The 16,914-nt window shown below is 57.3% G+C and carries 15 protein-coding genes; 6 read left to right on the top strand and 9 right to left on the bottom strand.

Annotated elements, in window-relative coordinates:
• Positions 1–290: 290 nt before the first annotated feature.
• From FKCLFG_RS05440 to crcB, 7 genes are all read right to left on the bottom strand, one after another.
• Complete coding sequence (locus FKCLFG_RS05440) at positions 291–1,097, bottom strand: alpha/beta hydrolase (protein WP_472615211.1); 807 nt, start codon at positions 1,095–1,097, stop codon at positions 291–293.
• A 13-nt stretch (positions 1,098–1,110) separates the two neighbouring features.
• Positions 1,111–3,564: a DNA internalization-related competence protein ComEC/Rec2 gene (locus tag FKCLFG_RS05435; RefSeq protein WP_472615210.1), complete on the bottom strand. Its 2,454-nt coding sequence runs from the start codon at positions 3,562–3,564 to the stop codon at positions 1,111–1,113.
• Between the two features lie 118 nt (positions 3,565–3,682).
• Positions 3,683–4,516, bottom strand: a complete 834-nt coding sequence (locus FKCLFG_RS05430) for a TatD family hydrolase (protein ID WP_472615796.1) — start codon at positions 4,514–4,516, stop codon at positions 3,683–3,685.
• A complete protein-coding gene (lolD, locus tag FKCLFG_RS05425; RefSeq protein WP_472615209.1) occupies positions 4,506–5,276 on the bottom strand; it encodes a lipoprotein-releasing ABC transporter ATP-binding protein LolD in 771 nt (256 codons plus the stop codon). Before lolD ends, FKCLFG_RS05430 begins: the two co-directional genes overlap by 11 nt.
• Entirely contained in the window at positions 5,269–6,534 is a 1,266-nt protein-coding gene (locus tag FKCLFG_RS05420) for a lipoprotein-releasing ABC transporter permease subunit (protein ID WP_472615208.1), read from the bottom strand. Before FKCLFG_RS05420 ends, lolD begins: the two co-directional genes overlap by 8 nt.
• A gap of 199 nt (positions 6,535–6,733) precedes the next feature.
• Positions 6,734–6,976 carry a DUF190 domain-containing protein gene (locus tag FKCLFG_RS05415; RefSeq protein ID WP_472615207.1) on the bottom strand — a complete coding sequence of 81 codons (243 nt, stop codon included), beginning with the start codon at positions 6,974–6,976 and terminating at the stop codon, positions 6,734–6,736.
• A 100-nt stretch (positions 6,977–7,076) separates the two neighbouring features.
• Entirely contained in the window at positions 7,077–7,460 is a 384-nt protein-coding gene (crcB, locus tag FKCLFG_RS05410) for a fluoride efflux transporter CrcB (RefSeq protein ID WP_472615206.1), read from the bottom strand.
• Between the two features lie 209 nt (positions 7,461–7,669).
• On the opposite strand from crcB, the gene FKCLFG_RS05405 reads away from it, so the two are divergent.
• The 5 genes from FKCLFG_RS05405 (at position 7,670) to FKCLFG_RS05385 (ending at position 13,042) form a co-directional block, all read left to right on the top strand.
• Entirely contained in the window at positions 7,670–8,740 is a 1,071-nt protein-coding gene (locus tag FKCLFG_RS05405) for a hypothetical protein (RefSeq protein WP_472615205.1), read from the top strand.
• A 261-nt stretch (positions 8,741–9,001) separates the two neighbouring features.
• Positions 9,002–10,696: a single-stranded-DNA-specific exonuclease RecJ gene (gene recJ, locus FKCLFG_RS05400; RefSeq protein WP_472615204.1), complete on the top strand. Its 1,695-nt coding sequence runs from the start codon at positions 9,002–9,004 to the stop codon at positions 10,694–10,696.
• A gap of 170 nt (positions 10,697–10,866) precedes the next feature.
• On the top strand, positions 10,867–11,328 hold the full coding sequence (locus tag FKCLFG_RS05395; RefSeq protein ID WP_472615203.1) for a sll1863 family stress response protein: 462 nt from the start codon (positions 10,867–10,869) through the stop codon (positions 11,326–11,328).
• Between the two features lie 431 nt (positions 11,329–11,759).
• Positions 11,760–12,236: a universal stress protein gene (locus tag FKCLFG_RS05390; RefSeq protein ID WP_472615202.1), complete on the top strand. Its 477-nt coding sequence runs from the start codon at positions 11,760–11,762 to the stop codon at positions 12,234–12,236.
• Between the two features lie 161 nt (positions 12,237–12,397).
• On the top strand, positions 12,398–13,042 hold the full coding sequence (locus FKCLFG_RS05385) for a response regulator (protein WP_472615201.1): 645 nt from the start codon (positions 12,398–12,400) through the stop codon (positions 13,040–13,042).
• 13 nt (positions 13,043–13,055) lie between these two features.
• Here FKCLFG_RS05385 and FKCLFG_RS05380 read toward each other — a convergent pair whose 3' ends face one another.
• The gene (locus tag FKCLFG_RS05380) at positions 13,056–13,634 is read right to left on the bottom strand and encodes a phasin family protein (RefSeq protein ID WP_472615200.1); all 579 of its coding nucleotides are present in this window, start codon (positions 13,632–13,634) and stop codon (positions 13,056–13,058) included.
• Positions 13,635–13,871: 237 nt separating this feature from the next.
• Between FKCLFG_RS05380 and FKCLFG_RS05375 the strand changes: the two genes are divergently transcribed.
• A complete protein-coding gene (locus tag FKCLFG_RS05375; RefSeq protein WP_472615199.1) occupies positions 13,872–14,711 on the top strand; it encodes a universal stress protein in 840 nt (279 codons plus the stop codon).
• Positions 14,712–14,762: 51 nt separating this feature from the next.
• Here the strand turns inward: FKCLFG_RS05375 and FKCLFG_RS05370 are convergent, their stop codons facing one another.
• The gene (locus FKCLFG_RS05370) at positions 14,763–16,679 is read right to left on the bottom strand and encodes a DUF294 nucleotidyltransferase-like domain-containing protein (protein ID WP_472615198.1); all 1,917 of its coding nucleotides are present in this window, start codon (positions 16,677–16,679) and stop codon (positions 14,763–14,765) included.
• Positions 16,680–16,914: the final 235 nt, after the last annotated feature.

Raw genomic sequence — 16,914 nt, 5'->3', positions numbered from 1 at the left:
CCGAGCGGCACGAGCGGGAAATTGAAATTATACCGCAAACCGGCACCGTACTTGCCACTATCCCAGCCCAATCTGGCCCATTCCGGCAGATCGGCAAGCCGCAAAAAAGGATTAATGCTCAGAGGAAATTACCCACTGATGTTAGATACGCACGTCCGGGACCGGATGAATCGGAATCAGTAGTTGGGTTACGCGATGAAGCCGCTAACCCAACTTGCAAAAATCGTTCCCATGTTTATTCCATTCTTCCGTGCTTTTCGTGTCTTTCGCGGACGAGTGCGTAGCAAGGTTTACCCCCGCGACGGTAAAAGCGACCGGATCATGTCGTGCAGGGCGCTGGCGGCCAGCACCGGCGACTCCATCGGAAACAGATGGCCGCCCGGGATTTTCCGGTTATGCCGTCCGACCAGACGCCGGGTTGCAGCCATACCGGCTTGCCGGCACTCGACTGAATCGGTGCCGCCGACAAACCCGACCGGCACCGGGAACGGTGTCCGCACAATTATGCCGAGATGATGCGGCAGGCTGCGATAGACGGCGGTCTCGATCTCACGCGTAAAGCGCAGGGTCACGCCATCCGGATGCGGCACCAGCCCACTGTCGAGGTAGTCGTGCAACACTTGCGGCGGCCAAACCGCAAACATCTTCTTGGCGGCGAAATGCGCAAATGCGGCGTCGGTATCGGGCCACACGTTGCGGCGCTTGATTGACAGCCTGGCCGGCGAAAATTTTAAATCCTGGCCGGTCGATTTGGCGACCCGCAACAGCAATGCGCGCCATCCCGCCACCACTGGCGAATCCAGCAACACCACACAACGCACCAGATCGGGCCGATCCTTGGCCGCCATCAGACTCAGCATCCCGCCCAGCGAATGGCCGGCCAGAATCACCGGTTTGGTATAACGCGCCGCCATGTCGTCGATCAATTCCTGTTTCAGCGCGCGCCAGCCGTTTTTGACTGGATATTTCGGGTTGTGGGCATGCATGTCGAGCGCCTGAACCCGGTAATGCTGTTGCAGATGCTGGAAAAATACGCGATAAGTGCCGGCCGGGTAACTGTTTGCGTGGGCGAAATGGAGTAGTGGTTTGGTTGTCATTATATTTTTTGTTTCAGCGCCCATACCAGTAGCGGGCATGGCTGCTGCGATATTCGGAAATGTGTACTGTCTGATCGAATTGTAAAGTGATTGCGCCGGATGCATCGTTGCGCAGGCGCTGTATTCCCATTGCGCCATAACGCTCGAACACTTCTAGCTTCGGATGCCGATAACGGTTGCGGTAGCCGACCTGAAACAGCGCCAGATCCGGCCGGACTGCATCCAGGAAAGCCACGGTCGACGAAGTGCCGCTGCCATGATGCGGCGCCAGCAGCACATTAGCACGCAATGCGTCGCGGTTACTGCCCAGCAACTCGGATTCTTGCGCCGCCTCGATATCGCCCGGCAGCAGGATCGAAAGGCCGCCGGCGCTGATTTTCAGGGTGCAACTGAGCGTATTCGGCTTCTGTTTCGGGTTATCCAGGATCAAAGCTTGCGGGTGCAGCATTTCGAACCGGACCCCATCCCACTGCCACGATTGCCCTGCCACGCAATGCTGATGGCGCGGCGACGCAGCGACAATTGGGCTTGCCAGCGCCAACGAAGACCAGACCTGGCCGACTTTGATCTCGTCCAGAATCGACAGCGCGCCGCCGGAGTGATCGCTGTCGTTGTGGCTCACGACCAATCCATCCAGTGTCGCAATACCGCGCGCTTTCAGGTACGGCAAGATGACGCGGTTGCCGCCATTCGATTGCGGCGAATAATACGCACCGGTGTCGTACAGCAGCCGGTGCTGCTTTGTTTCCACCAGCAAGGCCATGCCCTGGCCGACATCGAAAGCCGTCACCCACATCTGGCCCGGCTGCGGCTGGGTCGGGCTGTTCAGCACCAGCGGCAGCCAGCCCGCCAGACCCAGCCAACGCAGCGGCCAGCCGCGCGGCGCCAGCAACCATACGGCTCCCAGCAAGACGAACAGGAAAATCCACCAGGACGGCAGCGGCGCCGACCAGACCGCCCACGGTAAACCGGCCAGCCACTGCAACCCGTCCGCCAGCCACGCCACCAGCGCATGCGCGACGACCAAAATCCAGTCCGATAATGGTGCCGGCAGCACGCTGCCCAACAAGGCCAGCGGCGTCACCAGCAAACCGACCAGTGGAATCGCGACCGCGTTGGCCACCGGGCTGACCAGCGACACCTGGCCAAACAGCAGCATCGTCATCGGCACCAGACCCAGCGTCACCACGTACTGGGTATGGGCGGCGGATGTCAGAATCTGACGCCAGCGCGTCATTCTGTCGGGCATCTCCGTCAGATGGCGCTGCGGCTGGGCGCGCCCGACGCTGGCATACAGGATGGTCGCCACCGCGCCGAATGACAGCCAATATCCGGGCCAAAGCACTGCCCAAGGATCGAGCACAACCACCACCAGCAATGCAGTGCAGAGCACGTGCGAAACGCTGGTTAGGCGACCGCACCAGAGCGCAACTGCCACCACCGTCAACATGTATAAAGTGCGCTGCGCCGGCACCCCGAAACCGGCCAGCAGCACATACAGCAGCGCAATCACGGCCCCGCTTAAGGCTGCGACTTTTTGCGCTGGCAGCAGCAAAGGCAGCTCGGCATTGGTAAAAAATGAGCGCCGCCATAGCCATTGCGCCAATGCAGCAAACAAGCCGGCCACCATCGTGATGTGAAGGCCGGAAATTGAAATCAGGTGGCCGATGCCGCTGCGGTTGAATACTTTCCAGTCGCTTTGATTGATCCCGCGCTGGTCGCCGACCACCAGCGCGACAATCACGCCGGCGTAGGCATATTCATGCTCGGGCAATGCGGCATAAATGCGTTCGCGCAAACCGGCGCGGCAGTATTCGACCAGATTGCCGAAGCCAAACACAAAACTGGACAAGCGCCGGTTCTTCAGCATCGCTTGCGCATCTGGCCGTACATAACCGGTGGCGCGCAGATTCTGCTCCAGCAGCCAAACTTCATAATCAAAACCGTCGGGATTGGCATTGCCGTGCGGCTTTTGCAGCCGCACCGTGAGTTGCCAGCGCTCACCGGGCTCAATCGCCGGCACCACATCCGCTGCCGGCATCGCATACCAGGACAAGGCGATTTTAGGCGGGAAATCGGGCGGCAAGTCGGGGACTATTAACGTGCTGCCGTCCGGCTGCAAAGCCACCATCTGCTCCAGCGCCAGATTGAAGCGCACGCCCTGATCGAAGCGGTAAGGCAGGCTGTCGATGGTGCCGATCAGCGTCACGTCGCGCCCTTCCCAATCGTCCGGCAACGCATGCGCCAGACGCTGCTGCGCCAGCAGCCCGGCCCAGACAAAACCCAGCGCGGCACCGCAGACCAGCAGCAAAGCCGGCCGCAAAACTGGCCGCAGCCAGCGCCGCGCAGCCATGCCGAGCATCGCTGCCGCCGCCAGCAACAGCAACGTAAGCGCCAAAGTCGGCAACGCCGGCTGGTTTTGCAGCCAGACAATACCGATCACAAAACCGATGATGGCGCTACGCATGGATATTTATATGGGAAACTGAATATTTAACATACTGGATTGCGTATTTTTAAATTCCGCATTGTACATATGCGGAAAATAGGCAATTTATCGGCATACTCTGCCATTTTTTATAATGCTATCGAAAATTTTGAACGTTGACGGCTGCCAGCGCTGCCAATCTCGGCAGCACCGCCGCGACATTGGCGGAGGTAACGCTGGCGACATGGCTGGCCGCTTGCCCGCGCAGCTCGGCCAGGTGCGCGCCGATCTGCGGCAACTGTTCCGGGCTGTTGCGCGCCGGGTGCAGCCATGCCGGCGAAATGTCCGGCGCATCGGTTTCCAGCACGATAGATTCCAGCGGCAGCGCCACGGCCAGACGGCGAACCTGCAATGCACGCGGGAAAGTCATCGCGCCGCCAAAGCCCAGCTTGAAGCCGAGATTAATGAAAGCTTGCGCTTGCTGCATGCTGCCGTTGAATGCATGCGCGATGCCCCCGGGAACAGCAATTATGCGCAACTGCTTGAGTATCAAATCCTGCGAGCGCCGCACATGCAACAGCACCGACAGCCCAAAGTCGCGGGCGATTTTCAATTGTTCGCGGTAGAAATAGGTCTGCTTTTCAGCCATGGCCGCAGTTTTCAGGTCGGGCACAAAGAAATCGAGTCCGATTTCACCGATTGCGACCAGGCGCGGATCCTGCATTGCAGCCGCCACGCTCTGGCGCAAACCGTCTAAATCGGCCTGTTGCGCCTGCGGCACGAAGATCGGATGAATCCCCAGCGCATACGCGCAATTGGGCTGGCTGTGCGCTAAGGCGGCAACCGCCGCGAAATTGGCAGACTCCACCGCCGGAATGACAATCCAGTCGACGCCCAATTGCGCCGCCTTTTGCGCCACTGATGCGCCCGCCAAGCCACCGTCGGCGCCAAATTCGTGCGCGTCCAGGTGGCAATGGCTGTCAATCCACATGCTCGATATGCCCAACTTGTTCAACTTGTTCAACATAGGGCTGCAAGCCATTTTCGGCCAGACGCAGCACGCGGTCGCAACGCCGCGCCAGTTCGATATCGTGCGTCACGATGATGAAGGCGGTGCCGAGCGTACTCGACAATTCCAGCATCAGATCAAAAATCTGATGTGCAGTCTTGCGGTCAAGGTTGCCGGTCGGCTCGTCGGCCAGCACGCAAGCCGGCTGCGTCACCAGCGCGCGCGCCAGCGCAACCCGCTGCCGCTCGCCGCCGGACAATTCACCCGGCACATGCGTGACGCGGTGCCCCAATCCAACCCGCGTCAGGATCGCTGCCGCCTGTTGCTGCGCATCGCTGCGCCTGAGACGCCGGATCAGCAGCGGCATCGCGACATTATCGAGCGCCGAGAATTCCGGCAGCAAATGGTGGAACTGGTACACAAAACCGAGTGCGGTATTGCGCACATCGCCGCGCGTTTTTTCGTTCAGGCTGGCAAAATCGCGCCCCAGCAAAGATACTCGGCCCGAGGTCGGCGTATCGAGGCCGCCCAGCAAATGCAGCAAGGTCGATTTGCCGGAACCGGACGCACCGACAATCGCCACCCGCTCGCCCTTGCGCACATCGAGGTCGATGCCGGACAGCACATCGACCGAATATGCACCCTGGACGAATTTTTTGGACAGACCACGGCACGACAATACGACGGGTTGGATCAGCGGCGGCAACGAGTGCTCCCGGAGATGGGTATTAAGATCATTCATAGCGTAAAGCCTCCGCCGGGCGCACGCGCGCGGCGCGCCAGCTCGGGTATAAAGTGGCGAGGAAAGCCAGCACCACCGCCACGCAACCTATGGTGTAGACATCGGGCCAGCGCAAATCGGACGGCAGCGAGGAAATCAGGTAAATATCCTTGGGCAAAAACTGCACGCCCAGCAGATGCTCGATAACTGGCACGATCACATCGACATTCAGCGCCACCAGAATGCCCAGGAAGACGCCGATTCCGGTGCCGAGCAAGCCGACCAGCGCGCCCTGAATCATGAATATTTTCATGATCGAACCCGGCGACGCGCCCAGCGTGCGCAAAATCGCAATATCGGCCTGCTTGTCGGTCACCGTCATCACCAGGGTCGACACCAGATTGAAGGCGGCCACTGCGATGATCAGGGTCAGGATGATGAACATCATGCGTTTTTCCGTCTGTACCGCGGCAAACCAGTTGCGGTTTTGCTTCGACCAGTCGCTGATGATCAAGTCGCCGGAAAGGAGTTTCGACAAATCCTGCGCCACTTGCGGCGCGCGCTGCATGTCGCTGATTTTCAGGCGCAGGCCGGACGGCGCTGCCAGCCGGAACATCTTTTGCGCGTCTTCCAGATGGATGAACGCCAGCGTCGAATCGTATTCAAAATGCCCCGCCTCGAAGATGCCGGTCACGGTGAATTGCTTCAGCCGCGGCAGCACGCCGGCCGGCGTCACCTGTCCTTGCGGCGCCAGCATCGTCACTTTTTCACCAATTTCCACATGCAGCGCGCGCGCCAGTTCGCCGCCCAGCACCACGTTGAATTCGCCCGCCTTCAAATCATCGAAGTTGCCCTGGCGCACCTGATTGGCGACATCCGACACCGCCCGTTCCTGTTGCGGCAACACGCCGCGGATAACGACCCCGCGCAGGATATCGTCGCGCGTGAGCATCGCTTGCGTGGCTACATACGGCGCGGCACCGATGACTTCCTTATCCTGCATCGCTTGCCTGGCGGTGCCCTGCCAGTCGGTCATGGCGCCGCTGGCGTCAAATACTTCGATATGCGCCAGCACCGACAGCATCCGGTCGCGCACATCCTTCTGAAAGCCGTTCATCACCGACAGCACCACAATCAGCGCCGCCACGCCGAGCGCGATGCCGGCCATCGAAATCAGTGAAATAAAGGAAATGAAACTATTGCGCCCGCTGCGTCGTCCGGCGCGGGTATAGCGCAAGCCGACCAGCCATTCAAACGGCAGGTTTTTTAAGATACTCAATGTGTAATTCCCGTTTGTTTGTTTTTTTTGTTTGTTTCAATCCGCGCCCAGCCAATTGGCAGGGCGATGCAGAATGATACGTTATAACGTTTGCGGTATTTATCGTTTGTTTCAATCCGCGCCAAGCCAATTGGCCGGGCGATGTCCGTGGGGCACGGCATGCCGTGGTTGTATGGGTACGGCACGGCATGCCGTGCTCCTACGCTCCGATGGTGCCGAATTCAACCGCGGTTTTGGCGTAAAAAAGATGCAGGCCCGGCTCCGCATTCAGAAGCGCAAACAATTTTTCCGACTCTTCTTCGGAAACCACCATGGTGACCTCGACCGGTTGATCGGCCAGCTCGAAAAAATGGGCGGAATGCAGCCGGTGATGGCTGTCGATGCCTTCCTGCGCGGTGCGCAGGGTTGCTCCTCGAATTTGCATCGACTGCACCAGCGCCATCAGCTATTCGGCCAGCGGCACATGGCCATGGCGGCGGCCTTGCTGGGTAAAGAATGTCAGTTGATAACCGGTCATGCAATTCTCCTTGAATCAGGCCGAATCAGGCGCGCAGCACTTGTTGCGCAATCACGATGCCGACGATTGTCAGCAGCACCGAACCCACCACATGGACCATTATTTCAATCCCGGCATTGGCGATTCTGCCCTGCTGCAGTTGCGTGCTGACTTCCAGCGAAAAGGTTGAAAACGTGGTTAAACCGCCCAGAAAACCGGTAATGATGGCCAGCCGCCACTCGGGCGGAATGGCGCTCCGGCTGATCAAAACTTCGCTCGCAATACCAATCAGCAAGCCGCCGACCAAGTTTGCCACCAAAGTGCCGAGCGGCAAATTCGGCCAGATTGCATTCAATGCCAGCCCCAGCCTCCAGCGCAGCAACGCGCCAAGCGCTGCGCCCAAAGCGATGGATACGATCGAAGCAATCATAGCGCTCAATCCGCTTTCTTAATTTTATATAAACATTCTTCCGGCATGGTCGACTCTGCATGGCAATTATTAGTGCGGGTAGATTACTGCGACTCTCCGCGAGCAACAAGAAAGTTCGATGAAAAACCAACATCATGCGGGCACATGACGCTTGCCGTTTGCTGAGAAGCTGCGGGATTAATATGCGCTTTTTGTCCTACAATCGCGGCATGAGTCATATTGAAATCCTGCTGCCGTTCGGCCTGCCGCCGCCTGAACTGGCGCCTGACCTGATCAGGCAATTAAAAACCCCGGCGTTAGCCACCCTGCTTGGACGCGCCAAAATCGTGCCGCAAGCGCCGCAATGGCAGACTTTCGACGGCTTTGCCAACGCCTTGCCGCACGAAGCCTGGCTGGCGCAGCAATTCGGGCTGGCTGCGCACTTGGCGCAGGGCGGCAGTCCGCCGGTGGCGGCGGCGGCGATGAAAATGTTCGGCCTGAGTCCGGATGACGGCGTCTGGTTTCTGCTGCACCCGGTCCACATTCATGTCACGCGCGACCATCTGGTGCTGATGGATCAGCGGCAGTTAGCGATTTCCGAGCAGGAGTCCCGCGCCCTGTTCGACTTGGCCGAACCGCTATTTACGGAAGTTGGGATGTCGCTGCGCTATGGCGATGCACACACCTGGTTCATGCGCGCCGATGCCTGGAATGCGTTGCGCACTTCTACGCCGGACGCGGCCTGCGGCCACAATATCGATATCTGGATGCCGAAAGGCCCCTTTGAGCGCGACTGGCGCAAGCTGCAAAATGAAGTCCAGATGCATTGGCACGATCATGCGATCAATCAAGCGCGTGAAATGCGCGGTCAGAAGCCGGTCAATTCGCTCTGGCTGTGGGGCGGCACGCCAACCGCCATGCTGTCGGAGCAAACCCCGGCGCACTCTTCGGCGCACCCTTCTTATACCGCCGCGATCAACTTGCCCAAGTGGATGGGCGCGCTGGGCCAGACCCGCGACATGACCGCCGGGCAACTGATTTCGGCTGCGCCGCAACAGGGCTTGCTGGTGCTCGACGCGCTGCTGGAAGCAGCTCTGGCCGGCGACTGGGGGCGCTGGTTGGCGCAAGTACAGGAACTGGAATCACACTGGTTCGCGCCGCTGCTGGACGCGTTGAAGTCCGGTCAAATCAGCAGCATTGCGCTGATTCTGAACCACAACAAAGAATTGCGCGGTTACCGCACCAGCAGAATGGCGTTGCGGCGGTTTTGGTTGCAGCCGACGCTGAATAAACTCCGGTAAGCGGCGCTACGCAGGTTCATCATGGCAAAAATGATGTCCACGAAAGGCACGAAAAAATAGTGCGGAATAAGCACCAAGTTAAGGCAAGGACTCAACGCATTTCCATCAATGTGTTGAGTATATTTCAAAGCCGCAATAAATATATGCGGGAATTGCCATGAAAATTACGATACTCCTTATTTTTACCGAACTCATCGCACTCTGAACGCCTGTTCGTGTCTTTCGTGGACAATCCGTAACATCAGTTAAAAAAGACACACCATGACCCAAATCACCACCCGTCCTTATTCTTTCCGCGCTTCCGAAATGCTGCGCCAGAGCGGCGTCCATCCGGTGTTGGCGCGCGTGTATGCGGCGCGCGGCCTGACCGAAATGCACGAACTATCCAGCGAATTGAAATCATTGATGGCGCCCGGCGGCTTGCTGCACATTAATGAAGCGGCGGCATTTCTGGCCGATGCGATTGCCGCGCACAAAAAGCTGGTGATCGTCGCCGATTACGACTGCGACGGCGCCACTGCCTGCGCGGTAGGCTTGCGCGGCTTGCGTGCTTTAGGCGCACAAGTCGACTTCATCGTGCCGAACCGGTTCGAATACGGCTATGGACTGACGCCCGAAATCGTCGATTTGACCATCCGCGAAAAATCGCCCGACATCATCGTCACCGTCGATAACGGCATCGCCAGCATCGACGGCGTGGAGGAAGCCAACCGGCGCGGCGTCGAAGTGGTGGTTACCGACCATCACTTGCCGGGCGACACGCTGCCGAATGCGCGTGTGATCGTCAACCCGAACCAGCCTGAATGCGGTTTCCCCAGCAAGAACCTGGCCGGCGTGGGCGTGATGTTTTACGTGCTGCTGGCGCTGCGGGCCGAAATGCGCCAGCGCGGCGTATTCGATGCCCAGACCCAGCCCAAGCTCGATTCCCTGCTCGACCTGGTGGCGCTCGGCACGGTGGCCGACGTGGTCAAACTCGATGCAAATAACCGGATTCTGGTGGCGCAGGGCTTGAAGCGCATGCGCGCCGGCCGCATGCACGCCGGCGTGGCGGCGCTGTTTCGCGCTGCCGGGCGCGAAGCCCGGCGCGCCACGCCGTTCGATCTCGGCTTTGCGCTCGGGCCGCGGCTGAACGCGGCCGGACGGCTGGCCGACATGTCTCTCGGCATCGAATGCCTGAGCACCGACGACGAAGGCCGGGCCTGGGCGATTGCGCAACAGCTCAATGAAATCAATATCGAACGGCGTGCGATAGAAGCCGACATGCAGGACGCCGCGCTGCTGCATCTGGACGACTTCGCGCCGCAGGACAGCACTACCATCACCGTGTTCGATGAAAGCTGGCACCAGGGCGTGATCGGGATCGTCGCCTCGCGCCTGAAAGACAAGTTTTACCGCCCGACTATCACCTTCGCGCCCGGCGGCGCAGGATTGATCAAGGGTTCGGGCCGTTCGATCCCGGGCTTCCATCTGCGCGACGCGCTCGATCTGGTGTCCAAGCAAGCCCCGACCCTGATCGAAAAATTCGGCGGCCATGCGATGGCGGCCGGCTTGACGATCCGCGCCGATGCGTTGCCGGCGTTTTCAAAAGCGTTCGAGGCCGTCGGACAAAGCTGGCTCGGCGCGCATCAACTGGAGCGCATCATCGAAACCGACGGCGCGCTGGAAGACGCGTATTTCACCACCCAGTTTATCGAAGTCATGGATGGCCAGGTGTGGGGCCAAGGTTTCGCGCCGCCGCTGTTTTGCGACGAATTCCGCATCGTCAGCCAGCGCGTGCTGAAGGAGCGCCACCTGAAACTGCAGCTGGAAAAAAACGGCCAGCGCTTCGATGCGATCTGGTTCGGCCACGCCGATGCGCTGCCGGAACGGACCCGCGTTGCATTCCGGCTCGACGCCAATGAATACAACGGCGTGACACGGGTGCAATTGATGGTGGAGCATGCGGAAGCGGCCTGAGCGCGCAAGGCTGGTTTTTATTGCGGCGATTTGATTTTTATCAGACAAGCTGCAGGCTCTTGCATTAGGCTGGAAATGCGTGAAATGCGGCAGCTTGGGCCGGTCTCCGATGTACGTCGTCCTTGCTGCAGGCATCCCACGCTTTTCTCTTTTTCCCGATGAGGCCCAAGATGAAACGAACCGGATTATCTGTGATTGCAATTGCATTGACGGCCAGTCTGAGCTTGCTGGCAGGATGCGAAAAGGCTGAAACACCGCTGCCGAAAATGGGGACGGCAGAACCATCGGCACCACAAACGCAAGCAAGCGGCGCAGCGACGGCTACCCAGAGCGAACGCGAATCCACGCTGCAGATGGCGCGCCAGGAAATCGACCAGTTGCGAGCCAAGGTCGATGAACTGGGAGTCAAGGCGAAAGACGCCAGCGCCGCTTTGAAAAAAAAGCTGACAACGGATATTCAGGGCTTCAACCAGGACCTCAAAGATCTTGAGACGAAATTCAACGCGCTCAAAAACGCCAGCGCAAGCGCCTGGCAAGACATGAAAACATCTTTCACCGCAGCGATCGACAAACTCAAAGGATCAGTCGAAAAGTCCGGCAAGCAATCGAATCCGACGGGCAGTTCGTATTGAGATAGAAACATACTGCAAGTTGTATTTTTAATGCCGCATTATTTTAATGCGGGAAAGGCATTGAAAAAAAGCATACTCTCGTATTTTTATGCTTTTCTGGAAGAGATTGAAATACGCAATTGCTCCCAGCGGAGCAAGATGAGGTCACGCCAAGCGCCACTATTGGGGCCGGCTGGCTGGTTTTTCTCAGCTTTATGCACCATTTTTTCAAGGCATTCTTACCCGAGTCGGAGTCGCGCGACGGCCTGCTGCCGGAGCTCCCTGCACCATCAAGGTAAATCTAGCCACCATTGCCACAATCACCTATACTTCCTTTGCCAATTTGCAATTGTTTGCAATTATCAGGAGTGCAGTTTGTTCATTCGCAAAGCATAGTCATAAGCAGCCTGTCACCTTTAACACTTCGGAATATATTTCTTCAAGGAGGCCATATGTATCAAAAGATTTTGATTCCAACTGATGGTTCCGACTTCTCCAACACTGCCGCACAAGCCGGTGTGGAATTTGCCCGGCAATTGAATGCTGAAGTGGTGGGAGTGTACGTCGCCCCCGATTACCAGTATCCGATCTATGTGGAAATCATTCCCCCCAGCTATCCGTCTGAAGAAGAGTATAAGGAATCAATGCGCCAGGCAGGGGAAAGCTACTTGCAGACGGTACAGAAATCGGCTGAGGCCGCCGGCCTGAAATTTACCGGGTTAATCGAGTTTGCGGATACTCCTGCGAAAAATATCGTCCACGTAGCCCAGGAAAATCAGTGCGACCTGATTTTTATGGGGTCCCACGGACGCGGCGGTTGGGGGCAACTGATTCTGGGCAGCGTTACCTCGAAAGTGCTTTCCTTATGCAAGATCCCGGTGCTGGTATATCGGGTGGGAAAATCAAGCACCAAATCAAGCACCGCTTGATTAGACTGAATAATTATGATTGTGTTGTATCGCAGGATAGTCGTAACACCATAGGCCCGGAATGAATAGTGCTACATTCACAACATCGTTCCGCCCGGGCTTAAGATCAATGCTTCTGTCCACTCAAGGAATCACCTTACCTTTCAAGAATGGTTAAACCTATGATACGTTTAGTCATTGCAGACGATCACACCATCATGCGTGAAGGCCTCAAACGCATCCTGGACGGCGCAGAAAATATCGAAGTCGTCGGCGAAGCCGTTAACGGCTTTGAAGTTCTGGCAAAAGTAAGGGAAGGCGGATTTGACCTGCTGCTGCTGGATCTTTCGATGCCTGGGCGCAGCGGGGTCGAACTGATCCGGCAAATCAAGATCGAAGCGCCAAAACTGCCGATTCTGGTGCTCACCATGCATGAAGAAGAGCAATATGCAGTGCGCACGATACGGGCGGGAGCGCGCGGTTACCTGACCAAGGAAAGCGCCGGTACGCAATTGCTCAGTGCGATTGAAAAAGTGGCGGCCGGTCGCCCCTACATAAGCGCCGAAGTCGCCGAGCAACTGGCGCTGGAAATCATGGAGCCGCACGAGATATTGCCGCACGACCGGCTGTCAAACCGCGAATTCGAGGTTTTCAATCTTCTGGTGCATGGCAAATCGATTACCGAAATTGCCAAATTCTTGCATTTAAGCGTAAAAACCATCAGCACCCACAAAACCAACTTGCTTCACAAAATGCATATGGATTCGCTCGCGCAACTGGTGCAGTATGCGGTGGCGCAAAACATTATTAACACCCCGCATCGCTGACGCCGGAAAATTCTTACTTCTGCTTTTCGTGGACGGTTGCGAATTTGATTGCGGCTTTCTTTTCTTCCGTGATGGTGTCGCTGACTTTTTCAAAATTGGTGCGAGCGACCTCGATATTATGGGTAGCAAGAGTCGACGCCTCCTTCAAGGCCGTGCTCCAGACATTAAACAGATCGCTCATTGGCCTCATTAAGTCACCACTGCCCTTACTCCCCGCCATTGGCATTGGCATCGGCATCATGGGCATCGGCATGAATTGTGCGTTACTGGCATGTTCAAAGTACTGTTCAATGTTTTTTCCGACCTTGTTTTGCATTTCCTGACATATTTGCAACATCTCTTTCTGGGATTTGCTAATGTAATCCGGCGTGTGTATGAAAAAACTCGATTGCAACAGGGCAATCTGATTCATATCACGACTGGTCAGCAGCGCCTGCGCAAGCCGCATTTGCTCATTGAACAACGCATGCGCTGTACTCAGAATTACCTGATCGATTTTTTCGGTGCAGGTTAATACTGTTTCTGCCAGCTGCTGGGTTGCATGCAACTGGTTTTTGCAGGAATCTAACATAGTGTTTTCGGAGTTTTGCATGATGGTGCTCCTGGATAATTAATGAGAAACCATGGGCGACATTCTGCGGCAAACAAAGAATCCGGCCACCGCATGAAAGAATATTCTTGTACTTGGAGGGAATCGTGGTTTGAGCAATATCAAAAGTTGATTCACTACCGCTTCCGCAACTGCGGCTAAAAATATTGATATTGATCAAACCTGTCGGGAGCGGCCCACATTACTGTTTTCAGTTGTACATCAACCAGGGAGTACGCCATGTCGTTCAAGACCATTCTCGTGCACGTCGACGAGTCAAAACACGCAGCAGATTGCATCCGGATTGCGAGTGAAATCGCACTGGCTGAAAATGCCCACCTGATCGGCGCAGCGATGACCGGCGTATCCCGTTACCTGTATCGGGACCAGACCATCAGCGACAACGATCCGGGCTTGATCTCGCACATGGCGTTTCTCAGGGAGCGCGCCAACCTGGCGCTGCAGCAATTCGAGCCGCTGGTTCAGAAAATCGGCGTCAGTTCATTCGAGCAGCGGGTGATCGATGACGAGGCTGCCGGCGGCATCTGCTTGCAGGCCCGTTACAGCGATCTGGTGGTGATTGGACAAATCGATCCGGATCAAGCATCGCCCACCGTGCTGTCAGATTTTCCGGAATATGTGTTGATCCATAGCGGGCGCCCGGTGCTGGTGATTCCTTATGCAGGACACTTTGAAAAAGTCGGAAAACGCATCCTGATCGCGTGGGATGGCAGCAAGGAAGCCACCCGCGCAGTGACCAATGCGATCCCGCTATTGAAACGGGCCGAGATCGTCCATGTCGTGATATTCAACAACGACGCCAAGACCGATACCCACGGCGTCGAGCCCGGCGCCGATATCGCACTGTACCTGGCCCGCCACGGCGTCAAGGTCGAAGTATCGCTACAAGCTAGCAACATCGATATTGGCAACAGCCTGTTATCCCTGGCCAGCGATATGCATGTGGACATGATCGTCATGGGCGGTTACGGTCATTCACGCTTCCGTGAAACGATGCTTGGCGGCGCCACCCGCACCATGATGCAATCCATGACATTGCCGGTGCTGATGTCGCATTAACATCTGACAGGCTCGCCGACCATTCGCCGGATCAGGGAGAGTCCGGCCGGCTCATATCTGATAGTCAACTCGCAAGCGCGCCTGCAACAGCTTTACCTGCCGTAATGCTTCGATCAAAACCCGCTGATCGATTTCGTTCAAGGCATAGGGATTGATCCGGTTAGGATCATCGTGACTGTCCGCGGAACGGTTGAGCTGGCCGCGTATGCGGATGGTCTGGATGAAATGAAAGGCTGCGACATCGGCCTCGATCGCCTCCGGTTTTCGCCCCGCCCTGGCGCCGCCCAACAGCAGGCGCTGGGCGGTATTGGTGGCGCGCACACCGTGCGCCAGAGAAAAGATTCGGCCGATATCCACAAACAGTCGGGCCGCACGTTTTTTCAGGTCGATAGTCCCTCCGAACTTGCCGCCATCGGTGGAAAAACGCGACAGCACGCCCAGCGGAACCGAGGTTTCCAGCGCATTCTTGGCCATCAGATGCAGAAATAGGGGATTATCCCGACACAGCGCAAATAGAGTGTCGCGCAGGGTTTCCGCCAGTGCCGCATCCCCGTACAGGGGGCGCAAATCGAAGAAGATACTTGAAAGCAATAACGCTTGCCGGTCGGACGTGCAAATCCATGTGGCAAAACGGCTCTTCCATTCATCGAAAGTAAGGCACCACTTGGGATTGCGCGCCATGATGTCGCCCTCGCACAGAGGGAAGCCGCAGGCATCCAGCCCCACATTGACGGTGGACGCAAACTGCAGCAATGTGTTGCGCAGCGCCGTGACTGCAGCTGCATCGGCGCCCGGCGGCGGCGCAAAAATGATGCCATTGTCCTGATCGGTGGAAAAGGTCTGCTCCTGGCGCCCTTCCGATCCAAAGGCCAGCCAGCAATAGCGCGCTGGCTGCCCCTCTTGCCCCTCCTGCATCACCGGCTCGCCGACGATGTGGATCAGCTGAACCAGCACCCGGTCATTGAGCGCAGAGACCATGGCCGTGATCTGCTCGGCGCTCATGCCGTAACGAAACAGACCACTGCAGGTGGTACGGATGCTATCGACCGCATTGCGCAACGCTGCCACCGAAGTTGCCCGCTCGATCGGGGCTTCCAGATGGCCGAAACCGGTACGCTGGAGCACGAACAGGTCACGCTCCGAAATTACTCCAACCAGCGCGCCATCTTCCGACACCACCGGCAGGTGACGAATCGAGCGGCTGGCCATAGCAAGCGCCGCTTCCGCCACCGAACTGGTCATAGGCAAACATACCGGCGCTGGCGTCATTACCGTGCTGACCGGACGCGCCAGATCCAAGCCGGGCCCGAGTACCCGTCGCAGCGTATCGGACTCGGTCAGTATGCCGGCCACGCGCCCGGCATCGGTCACGATCACCGACCCGATGCGGTGCTGGGTCATGAGTGCAATCGCCTGGCTGACGCTATCTGATACGTCGACAGTCAATGGACTGTGCTTGATCAGGCTGCTCAAAGGCTGAAACTTGATCTGTGCGGCGATGCGGTTTGATTCAATATCGGCCGCGATATCGTGCAGCATCCGCTCGTGATGGCGCCAGCACTGGGCGATGGCCCAGCGCAGCACCGCCGGCTCTGCCCGCAACGCGGCAATGCAAGGTGCCGCCAGCGACCAGCACACGCAATCTTCGGCTGCGGTATAGGTCTCATCCGTCTCCCGCCCCGGCAGAGCGAGATCGAGCGGCAGCAACATGCCGGGACCGAGCAGTTCGCCGGCACCATTTTCTATGGCGGTGCTGCGCACCGACACGCGTCCCTGACGAATAATCAGGATGCCGCGCTGTCCGTGCTGAAGCTGGGAATCAAAAATCGGTGCGCCGGCGGCAAAGCAAACCAGCTGGGCTGCCTCGAATAGTTCCCGCAGCCGTTCCTGCGCCAAGGTGGAAAATGGTTCTAAATCTGCCATCTTGGCAAGCTCTTTGTCGGTCAAGGAGGATTTGGTCTGGCGCATAGGATCGGCCCGCACATGAATAAAGAGAAAAGAAGCAGGTTTATGGAATAAGGAAATCTATAGGAGTATAGCCAATAATAGTGCATTTACCGCACGCATTTAATGCCGATAAATAATTACACAGAACAGTATTAAATCAGCGCCAAATCTCGGCCCGGCTGCGCCGCGCATCTGCACTTAGCTGCTGCCAGCGCATTAATTTTCCTATTCAAGGATTGCGCACAAAGTAAGTGTG

The sequence above is a fragment of the Gelidimonas denitrificans genome (genome assembly GCF_055694065.1).
Note: the sequence above shows the minus strand (reverse complement) of the source record. Positions and strands in the feature narration are given on the sequence as shown.

What these genes read in the sequence shown, in the direction of transcription:
- crcB (WP_472615206.1), bottom strand. Translation starts at nt 7,460, where the DNA reads ATGATTGCTTCGATCGTATCCATCGCTTTGGGCGCAGCGCTTGGCGCG.
- FKCLFG_RS05430 (WP_472615796.1), bottom strand. Translation starts at nt 4,516, where the DNA reads ATGTGGATTGACAGCCATTGCCACCTGGACGCGCACGAATTTGGCGCC.
- FKCLFG_RS05405 (WP_472615205.1), top strand. Translation starts at nt 7,670, where the DNA reads ATGAGTCATATTGAAATCCTGCTGCCGTTCGGCCTGCCGCCGCCTGAA.
- FKCLFG_RS05415 (WP_472615207.1), bottom strand. Translation starts at nt 6,976, where the DNA reads ATGGCGCTGGTGCAGTCGATGCAAATTCGAGGAGCAACCCTGCGCACC.
- lolD (WP_472615209.1), bottom strand. Translation starts at nt 5,276, where the DNA reads ATGAATGATCTTAATACCCATCTCCGGGAGCACTCGTTGCCGCCGCTG.
- FKCLFG_RS05395 (WP_472615203.1), top strand. Translation starts at nt 10,867, where the DNA reads ATGAAACGAACCGGATTATCTGTGATTGCAATTGCATTGACGGCCAGT.
- FKCLFG_RS05370 (WP_472615198.1), bottom strand. Translation starts at nt 16,679, where the DNA reads ATGCGCCAGACCAAATCCTCCTTGACCGACAAAGAGCTTGCCAAGATG.
- FKCLFG_RS05375 (WP_472615199.1), top strand. Translation starts at nt 13,872, where the DNA reads ATGTCGTTCAAGACCATTCTCGTGCACGTCGACGAGTCAAAACACGCA.
- FKCLFG_RS05440 (WP_472615211.1), bottom strand. Translation starts at nt 1,097, where the DNA reads ATGACAACCAAACCACTACTCCATTTCGCCCACGCAAACAGTTACCCG.
- FKCLFG_RS05435 (WP_472615210.1), bottom strand. Translation starts at nt 3,564, where the DNA reads ATGCGTAGCGCCATCATCGGTTTTGTGATCGGTATTGTCTGGCTGCAA.
- FKCLFG_RS05385 (WP_472615201.1), top strand. Translation starts at nt 12,398, where the DNA reads ATGATACGTTTAGTCATTGCAGACGATCACACCATCATGCGTGAAGGC.
- recJ (WP_472615204.1), top strand. Translation starts at nt 9,002, where the DNA reads ATGACCCAAATCACCACCCGTCCTTATTCTTTCCGCGCTTCCGAAATG.
- FKCLFG_RS05390 (WP_472615202.1), top strand. Translation starts at nt 11,760, where the DNA reads ATGTATCAAAAGATTTTGATTCCAACTGATGGTTCCGACTTCTCCAAC.
- FKCLFG_RS05380 (WP_472615200.1), bottom strand. Translation starts at nt 13,634, where the DNA reads ATGCAAAACTCCGAAAACACTATGTTAGATTCCTGCAAAAACCAGTTG.